General features: G+C 66.8%; 16 protein-coding genes and 3 pseudogenes. 12 read left to right on the top strand and 7 right to left on the bottom strand.

The window, feature by feature from the left end:
• Positions 1 to 57 precede the first annotated feature (57 nt).
• The gene (locus tag PWS46_RS29990; RefSeq protein ID WP_434625951.1) at positions 58 to 1086 is read left to right on the top strand and encodes an AAA family ATPase; all 1029 of its coding nucleotides are present in this window, start codon (positions 58 to 60) and stop codon (positions 1084 to 1086) included.
• Positions 1076 to 1945, top strand: coding sequence for a ParB/RepB/Spo0J family partition protein (locus PWS46_RS29985; protein ID WP_434625948.1), 870 nt, complete (start codon positions 1076 to 1078; stop codon positions 1943 to 1945). The genes PWS46_RS29990 and PWS46_RS29985 overlap by 11 nt, the downstream gene beginning before the upstream one ends.
• A 69-nt stretch (positions 1946 to 2014) precedes the next feature.
• Here PWS46_RS29985 and PWS46_RS29980 read toward each other — a convergent pair.
• The 3 pseudogenes from PWS46_RS29980 to PWS46_RS29970 all read right to left on the bottom strand — a co-directional run.
• Positions 2015 to 2311 (bottom strand): annotated as a pseudogene (locus PWS46_RS29980) (hypothetical protein); the annotation flags it as partial.
• Position 2312: 1 nt separating this feature from the next.
• Positions 2313 to 2441: pseudogene (locus tag PWS46_RS29975) on the bottom strand (ExeA family protein); the annotation flags it as partial.
• Positions 2442 to 2453: 12 nt separating this feature from the next.
• Positions 2454 to 2692, bottom strand: a pseudogene (locus PWS46_RS29970) (IS481 family transposase); the annotation flags it as partial.
• Between the two features lie 64 nt (positions 2693 to 2756).
• On the opposite strand from PWS46_RS29970, the gene tnpA reads away from it, so the two are divergent.
• The 3 genes from tnpA to PWS46_RS29955 all read left to right on the top strand — a co-directional run bounded on the left by tnpA (position 2757) and on the right by PWS46_RS29955 (position 4588).
• Entirely contained in the window at positions 2757 to 3035 is a 279-nt protein-coding gene (gene tnpA / locus PWS46_RS29965) for an IS66 family insertion sequence element accessory protein TnpA (RefSeq protein WP_434625946.1), read from the top strand.
• Between the two features lie 205 nt (positions 3036 to 3240).
• The gene (locus tag PWS46_RS29960) at positions 3241 to 3945 is read left to right on the top strand and encodes a ParA family protein (RefSeq protein ID WP_434625945.1); all 705 of its coding nucleotides are present in this window, start codon (positions 3241 to 3243) and stop codon (positions 3943 to 3945) included.
• 1 nt (position 3946) lies between these two features.
• The gene (locus PWS46_RS29955; protein WP_434625944.1) at positions 3947 to 4588 is read left to right on the top strand and encodes a hypothetical protein; all 642 of its coding nucleotides are present in this window, start codon (positions 3947 to 3949) and stop codon (positions 4586 to 4588) included.
• Between the two features lie 1061 nt (positions 4589 to 5649).
• Here the strand turns inward: PWS46_RS29955 and PWS46_RS29950 are convergent.
• A complete protein-coding gene (locus PWS46_RS29950; RefSeq protein ID WP_434625941.1) occupies positions 5650 to 6531 on the bottom strand; it encodes a GntR family transcriptional regulator in 882 nt (293 codons plus the stop codon).
• 68 nt (positions 6532 to 6599) lie between these two features.
• Here PWS46_RS29950 and PWS46_RS29945 point away from each other — a divergent pair, with 68 nt between their 5' ends.
• The 6 genes from PWS46_RS29945 (at position 6600) to hydA (ending at position 12959) form a co-directional block, all read left to right on the top strand.
• Entirely contained in the window at positions 6600 to 7616 is a 1017-nt protein-coding gene (locus tag PWS46_RS29945; RefSeq protein WP_434625939.1) for an ABC transporter substrate-binding protein, read from the top strand.
• Positions 7617 to 7725: 109 nt separating this feature from the next.
• Positions 7726 to 8532 carry an ABC transporter permease gene (locus PWS46_RS29940; protein ID WP_434625937.1) on the top strand — a complete coding sequence of 269 codons (807 nt, stop codon included), beginning with the start codon at positions 7726 to 7728 and terminating at the stop codon, positions 8530 to 8532.
• 4 nt (positions 8533 to 8536) lie between these two features.
• Positions 8537 to 9358 (top strand): ABC transporter ATP-binding protein, encoded by an 822-nt coding sequence (locus tag PWS46_RS29935; RefSeq protein ID WP_434625935.1) that lies wholly within the window; start codon positions 8537 to 8539, stop codon positions 9356 to 9358.
• Positions 9355 to 10689: an amidohydrolase family protein gene (locus tag PWS46_RS29930; RefSeq protein ID WP_434625933.1), complete on the top strand. Its 1335-nt coding sequence runs from the start codon at positions 9355 to 9357 to the stop codon at positions 10687 to 10689. The genes PWS46_RS29935 and PWS46_RS29930 overlap by 4 nt, the downstream gene beginning before the upstream one ends.
• Positions 10690 to 10762: 73 nt before the next feature.
• Positions 10763 to 11494 (top strand): maleate cis-trans isomerase family protein, encoded by a 732-nt coding sequence (locus PWS46_RS29925; protein WP_434626050.1) that lies wholly within the window; start codon positions 10763 to 10765, stop codon positions 11492 to 11494.
• Positions 11495 to 11522: 28 nt separating this feature from the next.
• Entirely contained in the window at positions 11523 to 12959 is a 1437-nt protein-coding gene (hydA, locus tag PWS46_RS29920) for a dihydropyrimidinase (RefSeq protein WP_434625931.1), read from the top strand.
• A 33-nt stretch (positions 12960 to 12992) separates the two neighbouring features.
• Here the strand turns inward: hydA and PWS46_RS29915 are convergent, their stop codons facing one another.
• Genes PWS46_RS29915 through PWS46_RS29905 form a run of 3 tightly spaced genes read right to left on the bottom strand, consistent with a single transcriptional unit; the run spans position 12993 to position 16284 of the window.
• Positions 12993 to 13727 carry a GntR family transcriptional regulator gene (locus PWS46_RS29915; protein WP_434625929.1) on the bottom strand — a complete coding sequence of 245 codons (735 nt, stop codon included), beginning with the start codon at positions 13725 to 13727 and terminating at the stop codon, positions 12993 to 12995.
• Positions 13724 to 15115, bottom strand: a complete 1392-nt coding sequence (locus tag PWS46_RS29910) for an amidase (RefSeq protein ID WP_434625928.1) — start codon at positions 15113 to 15115, stop codon at positions 13724 to 13726. The genes PWS46_RS29915 and PWS46_RS29910 overlap by 4 nt, the downstream gene beginning before the upstream one ends.
• A complete protein-coding gene (locus PWS46_RS29905) occupies positions 15112 to 16284 on the bottom strand; it encodes an MFS transporter (RefSeq protein WP_434625926.1) in 1173 nt (390 codons plus the stop codon). Before PWS46_RS29905 ends, PWS46_RS29910 begins: the two co-directional genes overlap by 4 nt.
• Positions 16285 to 16325: 41 nt before the next feature.
• Between PWS46_RS29905 and PWS46_RS29900 the strand changes: the two genes are divergently transcribed.
• Positions 16326 to 16679, top strand: coding sequence for a hydroxyisourate hydrolase (locus tag PWS46_RS29900; RefSeq protein ID WP_434625924.1), 354 nt, complete (start codon positions 16326 to 16328; stop codon positions 16677 to 16679).
• Positions 16680 to 16685 lie beyond the last annotated feature (6 nt).

Below are 16685 nucleotides of genomic sequence, written 5' to 3'. Positions count from 1 at the left end.
TACCGTCAACATCGCTCATCGTTCCGCGGATTCACCTTCCGGAGTGAGCGATACCCGATGGCGCATGAGATGAGCGGCGAGGAACTGCGCCGCTACCGCGAAGACCGCGGTATGAATCAACAGGAGTTGGTGGTCTGGCTGAACGAGCGGCTCGGCCGCCGCTATGACCGCGCTAAGATCTCCCGTTGGGAAACCGGAGCGGAGCGCATTCCGCAAACAGTCGGCGCCGCGCTGAAGGCGTCGACCAGCCCGGTCGGTATTCCGGCCGCGTCCAGCGCGCGCAATGCTCCGCTTGTTCTCTGCGCCGCGAACCAGAAGGGCGGGGTCGGCAAGACGACGACCTGCGTGAATGTCGCGTGGTTGCTGAGCCGGCAGGGCCAGCGGGTGCTGCTGGTCGACTGCGACCCTCAGGCCAACGCGACCGTCCATCTTGGTGTCGACCCGCATGAACGCGAGGTGGTGAAAGAGACGCTGACCCATGCGCTGCGCTCGACCCGCCCATTGCGGGAATTCGTCACCCCGGTGTGCGACGGCGCCTTCGACCTGCTGCCCTCCTCCATCTCGCTGGCGGCGGCCGACCGCGAACTGCTGCGCCAGCCCAACGGTACGCTGATCCTGCGCGCCAAGATCGCCCAGTTGTCCGGCCACTATGACTTCATCATTCTCGATTGCCCGCCGCATCTGGGCGAACTGACCGTGTCTGTGCTGAACGCCGCCGATCAGCTTCTCATCCCGACCCAGACGGAGATGCTGTCGCTGATGGGCATTCCCCAGCTGTTCGAAACCATCGCCGGCGTGCGGGAACTGGTCAACCCGCGGCTGCGGATCCTTGGCATCCTGCCGACGATGTTCAGCCCGCGCCGGCTGCAGGACGAACAGATCCTGACCGAGCTGCAAGCGATGGCGGAGTCGGAGAACCTGCGCCTGTTCGCGCCGGTGCGCCGGGCTGTGGATTACACCAAGAGCGTATTGGCCGGGCGGCCGGGATTGGCGATGAACCCGAATTCCGCCGGAGCGGACAGCTACCAGGAAATTGCCGAGGCGCTGCTGGCGCTGGCTCGGGCGGAGGTTGGTCATGGCGGCTAAGAAGGGGCTTGATGTCGCAAACACCGGACTGCTGAAGCGGACGATCAGCCGCGCCGCCGCTGGCGGTGGCGGGACCAGCAACCGGGCGCTGTTCGGACTGAGCGGCAAGATGCGCTTCCGGGAAATCCCGCTTGGCCAGATCGAGCCGGATCCCGATCAGCCGCGGCGCAACGCTCGGGAGGCCGACATCGCGACGCTGGCCGCGTCGATCGAGCAGAAGGGATTGCTGCAGCCGATCAACGTGCGCGAGATCGCCGTCGACCGCTTCATGATCATTGCCGGCGAACGGCGATACTGGGCCTTCCGTCAGCTTGACCGCGAAACCATTCCGGCGCTGGTGCTCGACACCGACGATGCCCAGGCCTTGGCTCTGATCGAGAACGTCCAGCGTGTCGACCTGCACGCAATCGACGTTGCGCGTTCGCTGGAGCGTCTGGTCGAGGACAAGGGGTTGACGCAGGATCAAGCCGCGGTGCTGATCGGCAAATCGCAAGAGTACGTGGCGCGGCTGCTCGGTATCCTGCGGCTGCCGGCGGCGATCCAGGAGGATGCGCCGCTTCAGAGCCATGTGTCGGTTTCGGTGCTGATGGAGCTTTCCGAACTCGGTGATGCCGCACTGCAGGCGCAGTTGTGGGAACGTGCGAAAGCCGGCCTCACCGTCAAGGCGGTGCGCGAGGCCAAGAAACAGCGCAAAGCTCCCTCCCCTGCCCTTGCTACGCACCGAACGACGTTGCGGGCGCTGCACAAGGGAGTCGCAAGCCTGCGTGATCTCAGCGACGGCGGCAGCCAGCTCGACGATGCCGACCGCGAGGCTCTGCGCGCGCTACGCACCGCCATCGATACGCTGCTCGGTGAGTGACATGCTATTAGACGTCTAATAAGCCGCGGCCCTACCGATCCCCGCGCTACTGGCGCTGCTACGCCAGTTCTACGCTCGCTTGTGCGGGATGAGCCAGAACCGACAGCACGGACATCGAACGGGTGCGGTGACCGGATTTGCGCGAGAATGGCCTGACGGATGGCGGAGAGCGTCGGCTGCGGAGGCGGCCCGCGGTCTGCGCCGTTCGTTTTTTCCCCTTCCGGCACGGCGGCAAGGAGCTGGTGCTGGAGAAGGGCCAAAGCGATCCAGCACGGCATGGTGGTGAAGGCCTTGCCAGCCCCGCCCTTCGAAGTGATCGAGGCCGAGCTCTTCCTTCATCTGCTGGTGCCGCTGTTCGCCGACCCAGGACCACCCCTATCAGCAGCTTCAGTCCAATCAGCGTTTTGCCGTGCAGGTCGTGCGCCCCGTCCATGAAGCGGGCCACCGGCTTACAGCCGCAACGTACGAGTTGCTGCAGTTCGCGCTCTCGCTTCTCGTCGAGGATCGCGTGCTTCAGGTCCGACGAGCTTATGTCGAACTGCCACAGTTCGTTCGACCGCCGCGCCTGGAACCGCACCGCTGCCGACGCACGGATCACCTGAGCGTAGTCCAACCCACCGGCGCGCGGATACCGGTTCACTGTGGTTTTGCGTAGCGTGCCCGACACAGGCTCACCAGCCCCTCCGGGGCTTCGACATCATGTTCCTCCATCAACCGGATCGCCTGCACCGTAAGCGTTGTATGACGACGCATCCGACGTGATCGTGGTTCATGAAATACTCCGCTGGCCGCAGCTCAGCGGGGTAAGAAGATGATGGATCAGGCTCTGGAAAGCTATTGGCGCGGTCATGTTGAGGCTTGGAAGGGCAGCGGACTGACGCTGAAAGCCTATGCTGAAGTCCATGGAACTGGACGCTGGGCTCTGGGACGGTGGTTGCCCATTTTGCACCGGTGGAAGTGGCGGACACCGCTCCTTGGGGTACAAACGCTGGCACCGGTGCGGGAGCCGGGATCGCCCCGCGTCATACTCGACACGGGCCTGATCCTGGAGCAGGGTCGCGTTTATCCGCAACCGGTACCGCTGCCGTAACGCGATCGGCCTATCTCAGTGGCACATAGGAAGACTGTAGCAATTTACCTTCCGCCTCGGCTCCCCTGGTCACGGCATCTGGCAAAACCGAAGCCGGCTTCGCTTTCTGGAGCGATGACGGCGCGTTTTTAGTATGCTTTCGCATTGACGATCCCAAATCAGCGGGGCATTTTGCGTCAACGGATCCGAGCAAACGGAGGGAAGCGTGGCCATCCTGGCAGTGGCAAGCGGTAAGGGAGGTGCGGGTAAGACCTCGCTCGTCGTGTCGCTCGCCGACTATTGGAGCAGTCGGTGCGGTCTAAAAGTTGCCGCCCTCGATCTCGACCCGAACTCCAATCTCTTGGATTGGATCGGAGATGCCGGCATGCCGAACGTGACCTGCATACGCGTTACCGAAGACACCGTCTTTGATGCTGCCATCGCCGCGAACACGGAACATGACATCGTGCTCATCGACGTCGCGGGTGTGCTGTCGCAAGGGATGCTCTTTGCCGTCGGCGCTGCGGATGCGGTACTGATTCCCGCAAACCCGAGCCGCCCCGACATCATCGAGGCGAGCCGGACCAATGGGGTCATCGACCACGTGGAGAAAACCGCACGGAAGCATAATCCGACAGCGGTCATTCCTCGTGCCGTCGTCCTGAACCGTTCCAAGCGCCGCGAGGTTATGACGGCAAAGGCTCGTGAGTTCATCACAGCGGCGGAGCTCCCGCTCCTCGACTCCGACCTTGCCGACCGGGTCTGTTTCCGCGAAGCCTGGTTGCTGCATCGCGCGCCGCTCAGCATGGGCGACAAGGATGCCGTCCGAGATGTCGAAACGCTTGCCGCCGAGATTTCCGACCGGCTCGGTATCGGCCCGAAGGCAGCAAAGAAACGATCCAAACGGGCCAAGGCGACCACGGAGGCGTGACATGAGCAAGATCAGAGGCGTCAGCGCTGCCGACTTCAAGCGTTCGCTGCAGTCAGGAGCGGGAGCCTTGCCCAGCCTGAAGAGCCAAACACCTGCGATCGAGCCGGAGGTCATTGCGCCATCGCGCGAGCCGGTGTCGCTCGACGACTATGTTGATACGATCACGACTCTCTTCCATGAAGCCGGTCAGCGTTTCATCGCCATCGGCGAATACCTTCTTCGGGCGAAGGCGGCGTTGGGCCATGGCGATTTCGAAGCCATGATCAATGGTCGGTTGCCGTTTGCTCCGCGGGCGGCTCAGATGATGATGGCTGCCTACCGTGCCGTCCGCGACAATTTGCTGCCGGCAGACGTTACACCGACCTCGTACACCGTGCTCTACGAGATCACGACCCTGACGGACGACGAGCGCCGACAGGCTCTTGATGAGGGCATCATCCGCAAAGAAGCCCGCCGCGCCGAGATCCGGGCATTCAAGGCACTGTCCCGCAGGCCGGCCCTTCCCCTCCAGGGCGACACCGACCAAGCGGCGAAGCGAGAGACCTTAAAGCGCCTGCTCGCCGAACGAGCCCGATTGGAAGAGCAGATCGCCGCACTGAAGGCGGAGGTGGGTGAAGACATCGACGAAGACGCTCTCTCCTGATGTTACGACACGACGGCAAGGCAGAAGCGAAGCCGGCTTCGCTTCTGATGAACCTTGTTGGCTCTTTGAAAACGGGCGTCGGATCTCCGACGCACTCTCCTTTTCAGTGACTTCAAAGCGATCCCTTTGCGATGTGCAGGCAATCTTCCTGCAATGGTGTAGCAAGGTTTCTTTGCGTGAAGGTCACAAAGATCGTCAGTCTCGCAAAGACGCTTGTCATCCCTCGCCTCCTCGCTCGTCACCTTCCCGCAGTCTTTTCGCACCACGGTGGTCACCGAAACATCCGGGATCCGTGATGCCCTGGCGACGAAATGATGGCAGAACGTTGCGCTAACATCCAAACGACGTCGCGACCACGCCACCGATCCAACCCATATCAAGGAGTGTGTGAATGGCTGCGATGACGGGAGGCGAGGGCGGAACGATCGTGGGCGCGGGCTCCGACAATGAACGCGCAGCGACGGGCGGAGTTGGGGTGCACCGGGGAGGGCGCAAGGTGGCAGCCGGTGAGGTGAAGGGCAGTCCTGGCGCTTTGACAGTCGCCGTGCACCTTGCCACGGAGTTCGCGAGACGCAGCCAGCGCATCCTCCTCGTCGATGGCGACGAGCACAGCAGTTCTGCAGGACGCAATCGCCCGCTACATCCGCGCCCATAACGAGGCGGCAAAGCCCTTCGTCTGAACCAAGCCCGCCAACCCCACATTCGTCAGACCAGACAGGCTCATTGCACCTTCTGAATGAGTCAGTGCACTAGATGGTGGAGGCGCAAGCTCGGGCGGCATGGTACTCGGTGGCCGAGATCAGATGGCGGCGCAGCTGGAAATGTTTGCGGATCGGGCAGTGGGTGCGGAGAAATCATTGGGCATACCTGGCGGACTTGAACCGTCGCATGTGCCGTTTGAACTGCCCGGTCAGCCGATCCGAGATTTCGCGAGCGTTGTTCAGATATCGGCCTTGTCGGTGTTCGCCGCCGGAAAGCGGAAGCCGCGGTATGGATAAGGCGTCGTGCTCATCACCGGAAACCCCCACGAACAGCGCGAACTCGCCAACCCAGCAGCACCATCAGGGGGGGAGCCGTAGGTGCAGCGAGTTCTGCACTGACGTTGCGGAGCTATTGAGCGCATTGAGGACAGCACCCTTGGTATGGCAGCAATGGTCTGCCAGTAGCCTGCCTGCCGTCGCCGCATCGCGTCGCCGGAGGGCCGCCATGAAGCCGTCATGCTCCATCAGTGAGTTGCGCCAGCGTTCGGCATCGTAGTTGGCCAATGATCGGGCGCGAAGAATCTTCGATGCGAAGCCAGAATAGGTGGCTTCCAAGGACGGATTGCGCGCCATTCCGACGATCCAGGCATGAATCTGGCGATTGGTCATGAAATATGCCAGCCGGTCGCCGGCATCGAATTGAGCGTGAAGCTGAGCGTGCAGCCGTTCGAGTTCGGCAAATTCCTCCTCTGTTCCACGCAAGCATATGAGTTCGCCCGCCAACGCTTCCAGCGCCTCCATCACTTCAAAGATTGCGGCGATTTCATTTGAATCGACGGGCGTAACCACCGCGCCGCGGTGCGGCCGGAGTTCCACCAGCCCCTCCGCCGCCAAGACCCGCAGTGCTTCCCGCAGCGGCGTGCGGGACACACCTAGCTGCTCGCACAGCTGAATTTCCGGTACCCGGCTTCCCGGCCGAAGCTCTCCGGAGAGGATCATCGTGCGCAACTCCGCGACGGCCCCGTGATGCAGCGTTTCGCGGCGGATGGGCCCGGCGGCGGGCTTGGCTGTCTTCACGCTGTCCATGGTCGATCCGGCGCTGCCCATTCTGCTGAATGATTGTGCATTGGTGCGCGAACGATGCCATGCGCACAAAATTAAGGCAAGCGTAACTCGCAAAGGCACTTCCGAGCAAAAATCACCCAAGGCATTGAGAAAAATAGCGAAATCTGGAATCACCATTTTGTATACAATCTGGCATGCGATTTGCGACCGTCGGATCATCGCAATCGCATCAGGGAATTCTGCCCATGTCGCTTCGATCCTTCACCTATGGCGCCGTCACCGGCCTCGCGATTGCCCTGTCCGCGGCCGCCACGACGGCGCAGGCCGCCGATATGGACGCGGTGAAGCTGGGTTTCGCCAAATGCGCCCATTGCCTGCCGATGGCGCTGACTCCCGATCTGGCGAAGGGCGTCAAGATCGAGGCGATCAACTTCAATTCCGGCAACGATGTGCTGACCGCGCTGGTGTCCAAGAGCATCGACGTGGCCCAGGTCACCTATCTCCATTACATCACCGCCCTCGACAAGGGCTTCGACGTGGTGGCCATCTCCGGTCAGGTGAATGGCGGCTCGGAGATCCTGACGGCCAAGGGGATCGAGCTGAAGCCCGACGACTGGGCCGGTTTCAAGGCGCTGGTCGCCGAACGCAAGGCAAAGGGCGAGCCGTTGCGCGTCGCCGCCTCGCGCGGGAACGCGCAGGACATCCACATGCGCGGCGCCTTCCTGAAGAACGGCATCGACGCCAACAAGGACGTGCAGTTCATCAACATCCCGAACCCGTCCGACCATGCCGCCGCCCTGCAGCGCGGCGAGGTCGACGTGATCTGCACGGTCGAGCCCTTCGCCTCGCAGATTCGCAGCAGCGGCGTCGGCCGGCACTTCACGCTTCCCTACGACCAGGCCGCCGGCAACCTGACCAACCTGATCGTCACCCGCTCCGACGTCATCAAGGAGCATCCCAAGGCGGTCGAGGCCACAGTCGCGTCGGTCGTGGCTCTGGTCGACACTCTGAAGGCCGACAAGGGCGCCTGGATCGAGACGATCAACAAATACACCGGCATGGACAAGGCGGTCGCCGCCGAGGCGCTGAAGAATGCCACCCCCGACTATGAGATGCACAAGGACAGCACGCTGGCCATTGCCGCGATGATGCGCGACCTGAAATACATCAGCCACGACGTGTCCGCGGTGGCCGAAAAGAACCTCGATTACAAGTTCCTCGAATCCGTCACCGGCAAGCCGAAAAGCGAACTCGGTTTCTGATCAGCGGCCGCATGCGGCCCCGCCGGCCCGATTGACGGCTTCCGGCGGGGCGCATCCGACAAGGTGTTTTCGACGGGCAGCTATTGTCCGCAGGACGGGAGTCCGCCTTATGACGGCGATCTGGAAATCCTGGGAGCGGGCAGTCGTTCCCCTCTTCATCCTCGTGGCCTGGGAGATCGTGTCGCGATCCGGCCTGCTGCCGGCGGCGCTGCTGCCGCCGCCGACGGTGGTTCTGCATGCCTGGGGCGACTGGGTGTTCGGCTTCGACGAGACATCGCAGGGCAACAGCGGGCGCTGGCTGGCCGACGCGCTGTCCAGCGCCATGCGGGTCGCCGCCGGCTACGGCATCGCCGCGGTCAGCGGCATCCTGCTCGGCATCGCCATCGGCTGGTGGCGCTGGGTCGAGCGGACGGTGGAACCGACCATCCAGATGCTGCGCCCGGTTCCGCCGGTGTCGTGGATTCCGCTGGCGATCATCTGGTTCGGCATCGCCAACAAGCCGGCGATCTTCCTGGTCTTCCTCGGCGCCTTCTTCCCCGTGCTGATGAACACCATCCATGGGGTGAAGACCGCCGACCGTAACCTGATCCGTGCCGCCTCGATGATGGGCGCCACCGAACAGCAGCTTCTGCGCCATGTGGTGTTCCCGGCGGCGCTGCCCAGCATCTTCGCCGGCCTGCGCATCGGCATCGGCGCCGCCTGGATGCTGACAGTCACGGCCGAGATGGTCGCGGTCAAGAGCGGTCTGGGATACGTGCTGTGGGACAGCTATTACTTCCTGCGCTACGACCTTGTGCTCGCCTCGATGGCCAGCATCGGCCTGCTCGGCTACGCGACCGACGGCCTCATCAAGCTCCTGATGTCGATGGCTCTGCACTGGCAGCACGGATCCACCCTGCAGAGCCGGGAGGGCTGAGACCATGGCCTCGATCGAACTCCAGAACATCACCAAGGTCTTCCGCGACGCCAAGCGCAAGCGCGACCTGCTGGCCATCGACGATGTCAGCCTGTCGGTGGAACCGAACCAGTTCCTCTGCCTGCTCGGTTCCTCGGGCTGCGGCAAGTCCACCCTGCTGAACATGATCGCCGGCTTCGAGAAACCGACCGGCGGCAGCGTGACGGTAGGCGGCAAGCCGGTGGACGGGCCGGGCGCCGACCGCGGCATGGTCTTCCAGCAGGCCAACCTGATGCCCTGGCTGCCGGTGTGGGAGAATGTCGCCTTCCATCTGCGGCTGAAGGGCTGGCGCAAGGCCGACCGCCGCGCCGCCGCGCAAGAGTATATCGACATGGTCGGCCTGCGCGGCTTCGAAAACCATTTCCCGGCGGAACTGTCGGGCGGCATGAGCCAGCGCGTCGGCATCGCCCGCGCCCTGCTGCTGAATCCGGAGGTCATCCTGATGGACGAGCCGTTCGCCGCCCTCGACGCCCAGACCAAGATGGACATGCAGGAGGAACTGGTCGCCATCTGGCAGAAGCAGCGCTGCACCATCGTCTTCGTCACCCACAGCGTCGACGAGGCGCTGGTGCTCGGCACCCAGGTCGCGGTTCTGACCAGCCGTCCGGGGCGAGTGCGCGAGCTGATCGACCTCGACCTGCCGCGTCCGCGCGACATCACCAGCCAGCAGTTCAACGACCACAAGCGCCACATCCTCAACCTGATCCGCGAGGAGGGGATGCAGCAGCGCAAGGGGGCGCAGCAGGAAGCCGCCGCCGAGGTCGCCCGCCAAGGCGCTGCCGCATGACCGCGCCGCCGCTCGACCTGCTGCTGACCGGCGTCACCGCCATTACCGGCGATCCGGCGCTGGGCATCGTGGAGGACGCCGCCATCGGCATCCGCGACGGCCGCATCGCCCATCTTGCCCCGGCGGCATCCGGCCTGCCGGCGGCGGCGCGCACGCTGCACCGGCCCGGCCGGCTGGCGACGCCGGGCTTCGTCAACGCCCACCTGCATGCGGTGCTGGTGATGGTGCGCGGCGTCGCCGCCGATCTCGGTTTCGCCCCCTCCTACACCCCCGGCGTCCCCAAGGGCACCGACGCCACGCCGGAGGAGGCGCGGGCGCTGGCCCGGCTGGGGGTGGCCGAGGCGCTGCTGTCCGGCTCCACCCTGGTCTGCGACCATTTCGTCCATGCCGAGGCGACGCTGGACGCCGTCGCCGATCTCGGCCTGCGCGTCCATGCCGGCTGGCGGGTGCATGACGTGGATTTCGCCCGCGTGCCGCAGGGGGAGTGGCGCTTCGACGCCGCCATCGGCGAGGACCTGCTGCGGCGGACGCTCGACCTGCACGACCGCTGGCACGGCGCGCGGAATGGGCGCATCGCGGTGCAGATGGCCGCCCATGCGCCGGACACCTGCTCCCCCGGCTTCCTGCGCACGCTCGCCGCAGAGGCGGCGTTGCGCGTCATGCGCGTCAACACCCATCTGGCCCAGAGCCGGGTCGAGCTGGAGCGCGTCCGCGCCTCGACCGGCCTTTCTCCGGCGGCGCTACTGGAGGAGGTCGGGCTGCTGAACGACCGGCTTCTCGCCACCCATTGCCTCTATGTCGATGGCGACGACATCACCCGGCTGGCCCGTGCCGGCGCCCATGCCGTGACCGTGCCGAAATGCAACGCCGCCTCCGGCCGGCTGGCGCCGACCCCGGCCTTGAAGGCGGCGGGGGTCAATCTGGCGCTGTGTACCGACACCCAGCATGGCGACATGGTGGAGGCGATGCGCTGGGCGCTTGCCACCGCCCGCATCGGCCAGGGCGGCGTCACCGCCGACTGGCAGCCATCGCATGTCTTCCGCATGGCGACGCTGGGCGGGGCGGAAGCCGTCGGCATGGCGGACCGCATCGGCACGCTCGCCGTCGGCAAATGCGCCGATCTGGTGCTGTTCGACAGCCGCCGGCCGCATCTGCGCCCGCAGATCAACCCGCTCGGCACGCTGGTCCACACCGGTCAGGGCCGCGATGTCGAGACGGTGATGGTCGACGGTGAAATCCTGGTGGAGGACGGCCGCCTGCTGCGCGCCGACCTGGAGCAAATCTGCACCGAGGCCGACGAGGCCGCCCACGCGCTGTGGGCGCGTGCCTGACCTCAAGAAACCGACCCCAAAGAAACAATAGAAACGCCTGAAGCGATAAGGACCGAACATGAGCACGCCCGACTTGACCAAGCGCGTCCTTCTGGGGATGCTGACCCCGTCGTCCAACACGGTGCTGGAGCCGGTGACCGCTGCGATGCTGAGCGGATTGCCGGAGGTGACGGCCCATTTCGGCCGCTTCACCGTCAAGGAGATCTCGCTGCGCGCCGCCGCGCTCGACCAGTTCACCGACGCGCCCTTCCTCGACGCCGCCCGGCTGCTGGCCGATGCACGGCTGAACGTCATCGGCTGGAACGGCACGTCGGCCGGCTGGCTCGGCTTCGATGCCGACGAGCGGCTGTGCCGCACCATCGCGGCGGAGACCGGCATCCCGGCCTGCACCTCGATGCTGGCGCTGAACGAAATTCTGGAGACCACCGGGCGCAAGCGCTTCGCCATCGTCAGCCCCTATCTCGACGAAATTCAGGAGCGGATGGTCGCCAACTACAACGCCGCCGGCTTCGAGGTGGTGGCCGAGCGCCATCTGAACGACCGCGGCAACTTCTCCTTCTCCGAGATCGCCGAGGAGCGGATCGAGCGCATGTGCGCCGAGGTGGCGGAGGCCAAGCCCGACGCCATCGCCATCATCTGCACCAACATGCGCGGCGCCCCGGTGGCCGAGCGGGTGGAGAAGGCGCTGGGCATCCCCGTCTACGACACCGCGTCCACCGTGGTGTGGAAGTCGCTGCGCATGACCGGCGTCGACACCCGCCGGGTCGAGGGCTGGGGCAGCCTGTTCCGGGAACTGCATGGCTGACGGCCGCCAGAGGAAAGGGGAGGGGAGCATGGAGTTCGATCTGGTCATCCGCAACGGCACGGTCGCCACCGCGTCGGACGTGTTCAAGGCCGATGTCGGCGTGCGCGGCGGCACCATCACGGCGCTCGGCGCCGGCCTCGCCGCCGGTGCCGAGGAGATCGACGCCGTCGGGCTGCTGGTCCTGCCCGGCGGCGTCGACGGGCATGTCCATTTCGACCAGCCGACCGGTGACGGGTCGGTGATGGCCGACGATTTCCTCACCGGCACCCGCTCCGCCGCCTTCGGCGGCACCACCACGGTGCTGCCCTTCGCCTGCCAGGAAAAGGGCCGGTCGCTGCGCGAGGCGGTGGACGATTATCACCGGCGCGCCGCCGGCAAGCCGGTGATCGACTACGCCTTCCACCTGATCGTCACCGATCCGACCGAGCAGGTGCTGGGGCAGGAGTTGCCGGCGCTGATCCGCGAGGGCTACACGTCCTTCAAGATCTACATGACCTACGACGCGCTGAAGCTGAACGACCGCCAGATCCTGGAGGTTCTCGACATCGCCCGTGCTGAGGGCGCGATGGTGATGATGCATGCGGAGAATGCCGACTGCATCGCCTGGCTGACCGAGAAGCTGGAGCGCGCCGGCCAGACCGCCCCCTTCTTCCATGGCGTCTCCCGCCCGCGCGTCGCGGAGCGCGAGGCCACTCACCGGGCGATCTCGCTGGCCGAGCTGGTGGACGTGCCGATCCTGATCGTCCATGTCTCCGGTGCCGACGCGGTGGAGCAGATCCGCTGGGCTCAGGGGCGAGGCCTGCGGATTTATGCCGAGACCTGCCCTCAGTATCTTTTCCTGACCGCAGACGATCTGGGCGGAGAGGGATTCGAGGGGGCGAAATGCATCTGCTCGCCGCCGCCGCGCGACGCCGCCAATCAGGCCGTCGTCTGGGATGGGCTGACCGGCGGCACCTTCCAGATCTTCTCGTCCGACCATGCGCCGTTCCATTTCAATGGTCCGGGTGGCAAGAAGGTCCATGGCGAGAAAGCGCCATTCCGCTGCGTGCCCAACGGCATTCCGGGGGTTGAGACACGGCTGCCGCTGCTGTTCTCCGCCGGGGTGATGACCGGGCGGATGGAGCTGACCAAATTCGTCGAGCTGACCGCCACCAATCCGGCCCGCATGTATGGGCTGCATCCGCGCAAGGGCACCATCGCGGTGGGGGCTGACGCCGACATCGCCCTGTGGGATCCCGCCCGCCGGGTGACGGTCACCAACGCCCTGCTGCACCACAATGTCGACTACACCCCCTATGAGGGGATGGAGGTGACCGGCTGGCCGGTGGCGACGATCTCGCGCGGGACGGTGGTCTGCCGTGATGGCGCGTTGCTGGTCCAGCCCGGCCGCGGCGATTTCCTGCCGTGCGGCCTGCCGGCCCCCGCCCGCCCCAAGAGCGCCCCGGCGCCGGTTCTGCCGTTCTGATTCTGCCGTTCTGAAGGTCCCGGCGCGTGGTGGCTACCCCGCCCGCCGAGCCCTGGGCGAGGCACAGGCGGCAGCCACCACCTCGCCGGTGCGGCCGACATGGTGGACGAACAGCCGCTGCGCGGTCTCGCCGTCGCGGGCCTCCATCGCAGCAAGGATCTCGCGGTGTTCCAGCACCGACTCCTTCCATCGCCCCTGGGCGCCCAGCGCGAAATAGCGCGCCCGCGCCAGCCGGCCGAGCAGCCGGTCATGCGCATCGACCAGTGCGGGGTTCTTGGCGCCCGACACGATCAGCCGGTGGATCTTCTGGTTGATGGAGAAATACTCCTCCAGCGCGCCGGCCCCTTGCAACGCTTCGATCTTGTCCTGGAAACCGCGCAGCCGGCGCAGGTCGGCGGCGGTCATGCGTTCGGCGGCCAGCCTTGCCGCGAAGCTCTCGATGCAGCCTTCGGCCTCGAACAGATGGATCAGCTCGCCGGCGTCGAGCGGAGCGACGATGGCGTTGCGGTTGGGGCGCAGCATCACCAGCCCGTCGGCAGCCAGCAGCTTCAGCGCCTCGCGCAGAGGCGTGCGGGAAATGCCGAGCCTCTCGCTCAGTTCAGGCTCGATCAGCCGGGCCGACGGCGGCAGCTCGCCATAGATGATCATGTCGCGCAGCCGCTCCACCGCCATCTCCGCCAGCGGCGGGGGCGGCACCGCGCGGCGACGCCGGGGAGCGGCTTCGGTGTCGGGAACTGCCGTGGCGGGAAGATCGTCGTCCATGCTCATCCGAGTTGTCCTTGCCCGCTTGCGGCGAGCATCGTTTCCGTGAAAGCGGCGAAGCGCAGCAGCCGGCGGTCCAGCCCGCGCGGGGCCACCAGTTGGAGGCCCACCGGCAAGCCGTCGCGGCCGGCGCCGCAGGGCAGGCTGATCGCCGGCACCTTCGCGTGGTTGAACAGCGGGGTGAAGACGGCATGCGCCCGCGGCGGCACCGTCCGCCCGCCGATGGTCTCCGGCCCCAGCCGGTCGAGTGGCCAGGCGACGCAGGGCGTCGTCGGACCGATCAGCAGATCGACATCCGTGAAGTATGCGGCGAGCGCCCGCGCCACCTCCACGCCCAGCAGCTGCGCCGCCGCGACCTCCGCCCCGGTCAGGTGCAGGCCGTTCTCGATCTGCACCGCGATGTCGGGGTCGAACAGGGACGGGTCGCGGTGGAAGGCGTCGCCGTAAAGGGCGGCCAAGCCTGCATGCTGCAAGGGCATCAGCGCGGTTTCCGTCACCCCGTCCGGCCAGGGCGGATCGCGCCGGACGATGCGGACACCCGCCCTGTCCAGCGCTTCGACCGCGCCATCCACCGCCTGCCGCACCTCGTCGTCCACCGGAGCGTCCAGGCCGAAGCGGGGGCTGTAGGCGATGGTCAGGCTTTCCGGCGGCCGGTCGTCCATGGCGGCGATGCCTACGGAGTCGGGATCGCGCGGATCGGGACCGCACAGCGCCTCGAACATCAGCGCCGCGTCGGCGACGTCGGCGGCGATGGGCGCCAGCACCGCGATGCCGGTAAATGGTTCGGCGAAGCCCGGACCATAGGGAATGGCGCCGAAGGACGGCTTGAACCCGACCGCGCCGACATGGGCGGGCGGGCGTCGGCTCGACCCGCCGGCATCGGTGCCGAGCGCCAGCGGAACCAGCCCCGCGGCCACGGCGACGGCCGGTCCTCCGCTCGACCCGCCGGGGGTCAGGTCCGGGTTCCGCGGATGGCGCGTCGGCCCGAACAGCGGGTTGGTAGTGACGCCCTTGCAGGCGAATTCGGAACTGTTGGCCATGCCTACGATGACGGCGCCGGCGCCGCGCAGGCGCTCCACCGCAATGGCATCCGCCGGCGCATGGAAATCGGCGAACAGGCGCGACCCCTGGGTGACGCGCCGTCCGCCGACCCAGATGGTGTCCTTGACCGCGACCGGCACGCCGGCCAGGGGCAGCCGTTCACCGGCGGCGATCCGCCGGTCGATCTCCTCCGCCTCGGCCAGCGCCGCTGCCTCATCGACCGTGACGAAGGCGTTAAGCGCCGGATTTCCGGCGGCGATGCGGTCCAGCGCCGCCAGGGTCTCGGCGCGGGCGCTGCTGCGGCCCGCGCGCACGGCCTCCGCCACGGCGGCTGCGCGAATGGGTGTGGTCATCGCTTGTCTCCGAAAAGGCTCAATCCGGCCAGCGCCGCCAGCAGCCCGACCAGGACATAGCCGGCGGCGAGGCTGATGACCGCGGCGGCGGCAACCAGCAGGATCGGCCCGGCGATCAGCCCGGCGAAGCCGCCGACCATCACCGCACCCGTCGCCTCGCCGATGCGGCCGGCCGGCGCCAGCCTTGCGACCTCGGCCAGGAACACGCCGTTCCAGCCGCTTGCGGTCAGTCCGAACAGGAAGGTCGCCAGCGTCAGGACCGGAAAGGGCATCGCGCCGCCGGCCAGCGCCACCAGCACCGACGCCGCCGCCATGCCCAGCCCCAGCAGCCCGACCAGCAGGCGCGGCGCCATCCAGCGCGAGGCGACGACGCCCCAGCCGAGCCGTCCGACCAGCCCGCCCGCCTGCCCGGCGGCCAGCGCCACCCCGGCGGCGACATGGCCCAGCCCCAGCTCCGTCACGGCGAAGACGACGAAAAAGCCGTTCAGCGTCAGCTGGCTCGCCGAATAGGGGAAGGCCGCCAGCGCCATGCGGCGCAGAGCTGGATCGATCCACAGCAGCCGCAGTGCCGTACCCAGCCCGAAGCCGGCGGCGGCGCTGCGGGTCAGCGGGTCGTAGGCCGGCCGCAGCCGCTCGAAGACCGGAACGCAGAGCAGCGCCAGCGCGGCAATGGCGACATAGCCGGCGCGCGGATCGACGACGGCGGCCAGCACCGGCAGGGCAAGGGATCCGACCATGGCGCCGATCTGGTTGCCGGTCTGGCGGACGGAGAACACCATCGGCCGGTCGGCCTCGCGCACCAGCCGGCCGAGGATGGCGGCGCTGGCCGGCGTTTCGGGTCCGCAGGCCAGCCCGATGGCGATTCCCGCCGCCAGCAGCGCCGCGGCACCGCCGCCGGTCGCCGCGCACAGCATGGCCACGGCCGCCGCCAGCGCGCAGAAGCTGGCGACGCGGAATGAGCCCAGCCGCCCGGCCAGCAGGCCGCCGCACAGCGACGCCGCCATGCCCACCGAGAAGCCCGTGGTGGTGAACAGGCCCAGCCCGGCCGGATCGATGCCCAGGCGCGGCGCCAGCACTCCAGGCGCGAACAGGGCCAGCGCCACCAGCGCCTGCAGGCCGGTCATTCCCGCCAGCGCCGGCAGCAGGGGCGGCACTGGCGCGGCGGCCACGGCCTCGGCTACCATGTCGGTGAACCGGGCTGGAGGGTGACGTGGCGGGCGGAATTTCGATTCACGGCGTGGATGTGGCGCGCGGCGTCGCCGCCGAGGGCATGCGGGTTGAACTTCACGCGCTGACGCCCGAACGGCGGCTTCTGGCGGCGGGGAATCTCGGTGCCAACGGCCAGCTCGAACATCCCACCGTTCGCGGAGAGGGCGTCTCCGCCGGCCCGCACGAGGTGCTGTTCCATGTCGGCGACTGGCTGCGCACGGCGGGCTACGCCGAGGAGCAGACCCGCTTCCTCGACATCGTTCCCTTCCGCTTCGTCGTCACCGATCCCGCGCGCCATCTGCATCTGCCCTTCAAATTCACACCCTACGGGGTTTCGCTCTTCCTGGGTGTATAACCATTT

Origin of the sequence: Azospirillum sp. B2RO_4 (assembly GCF_051124815.1) — a bacterium.
Lineage (GTDB): Bacteria > Pseudomonadota > Alphaproteobacteria > Azospirillales > Azospirillaceae > Azospirillum.
The sequence above is the reverse complement of the archived record's forward strand: the minus strand, read 5'-3'. Positions and strand labels throughout refer to the sequence as shown.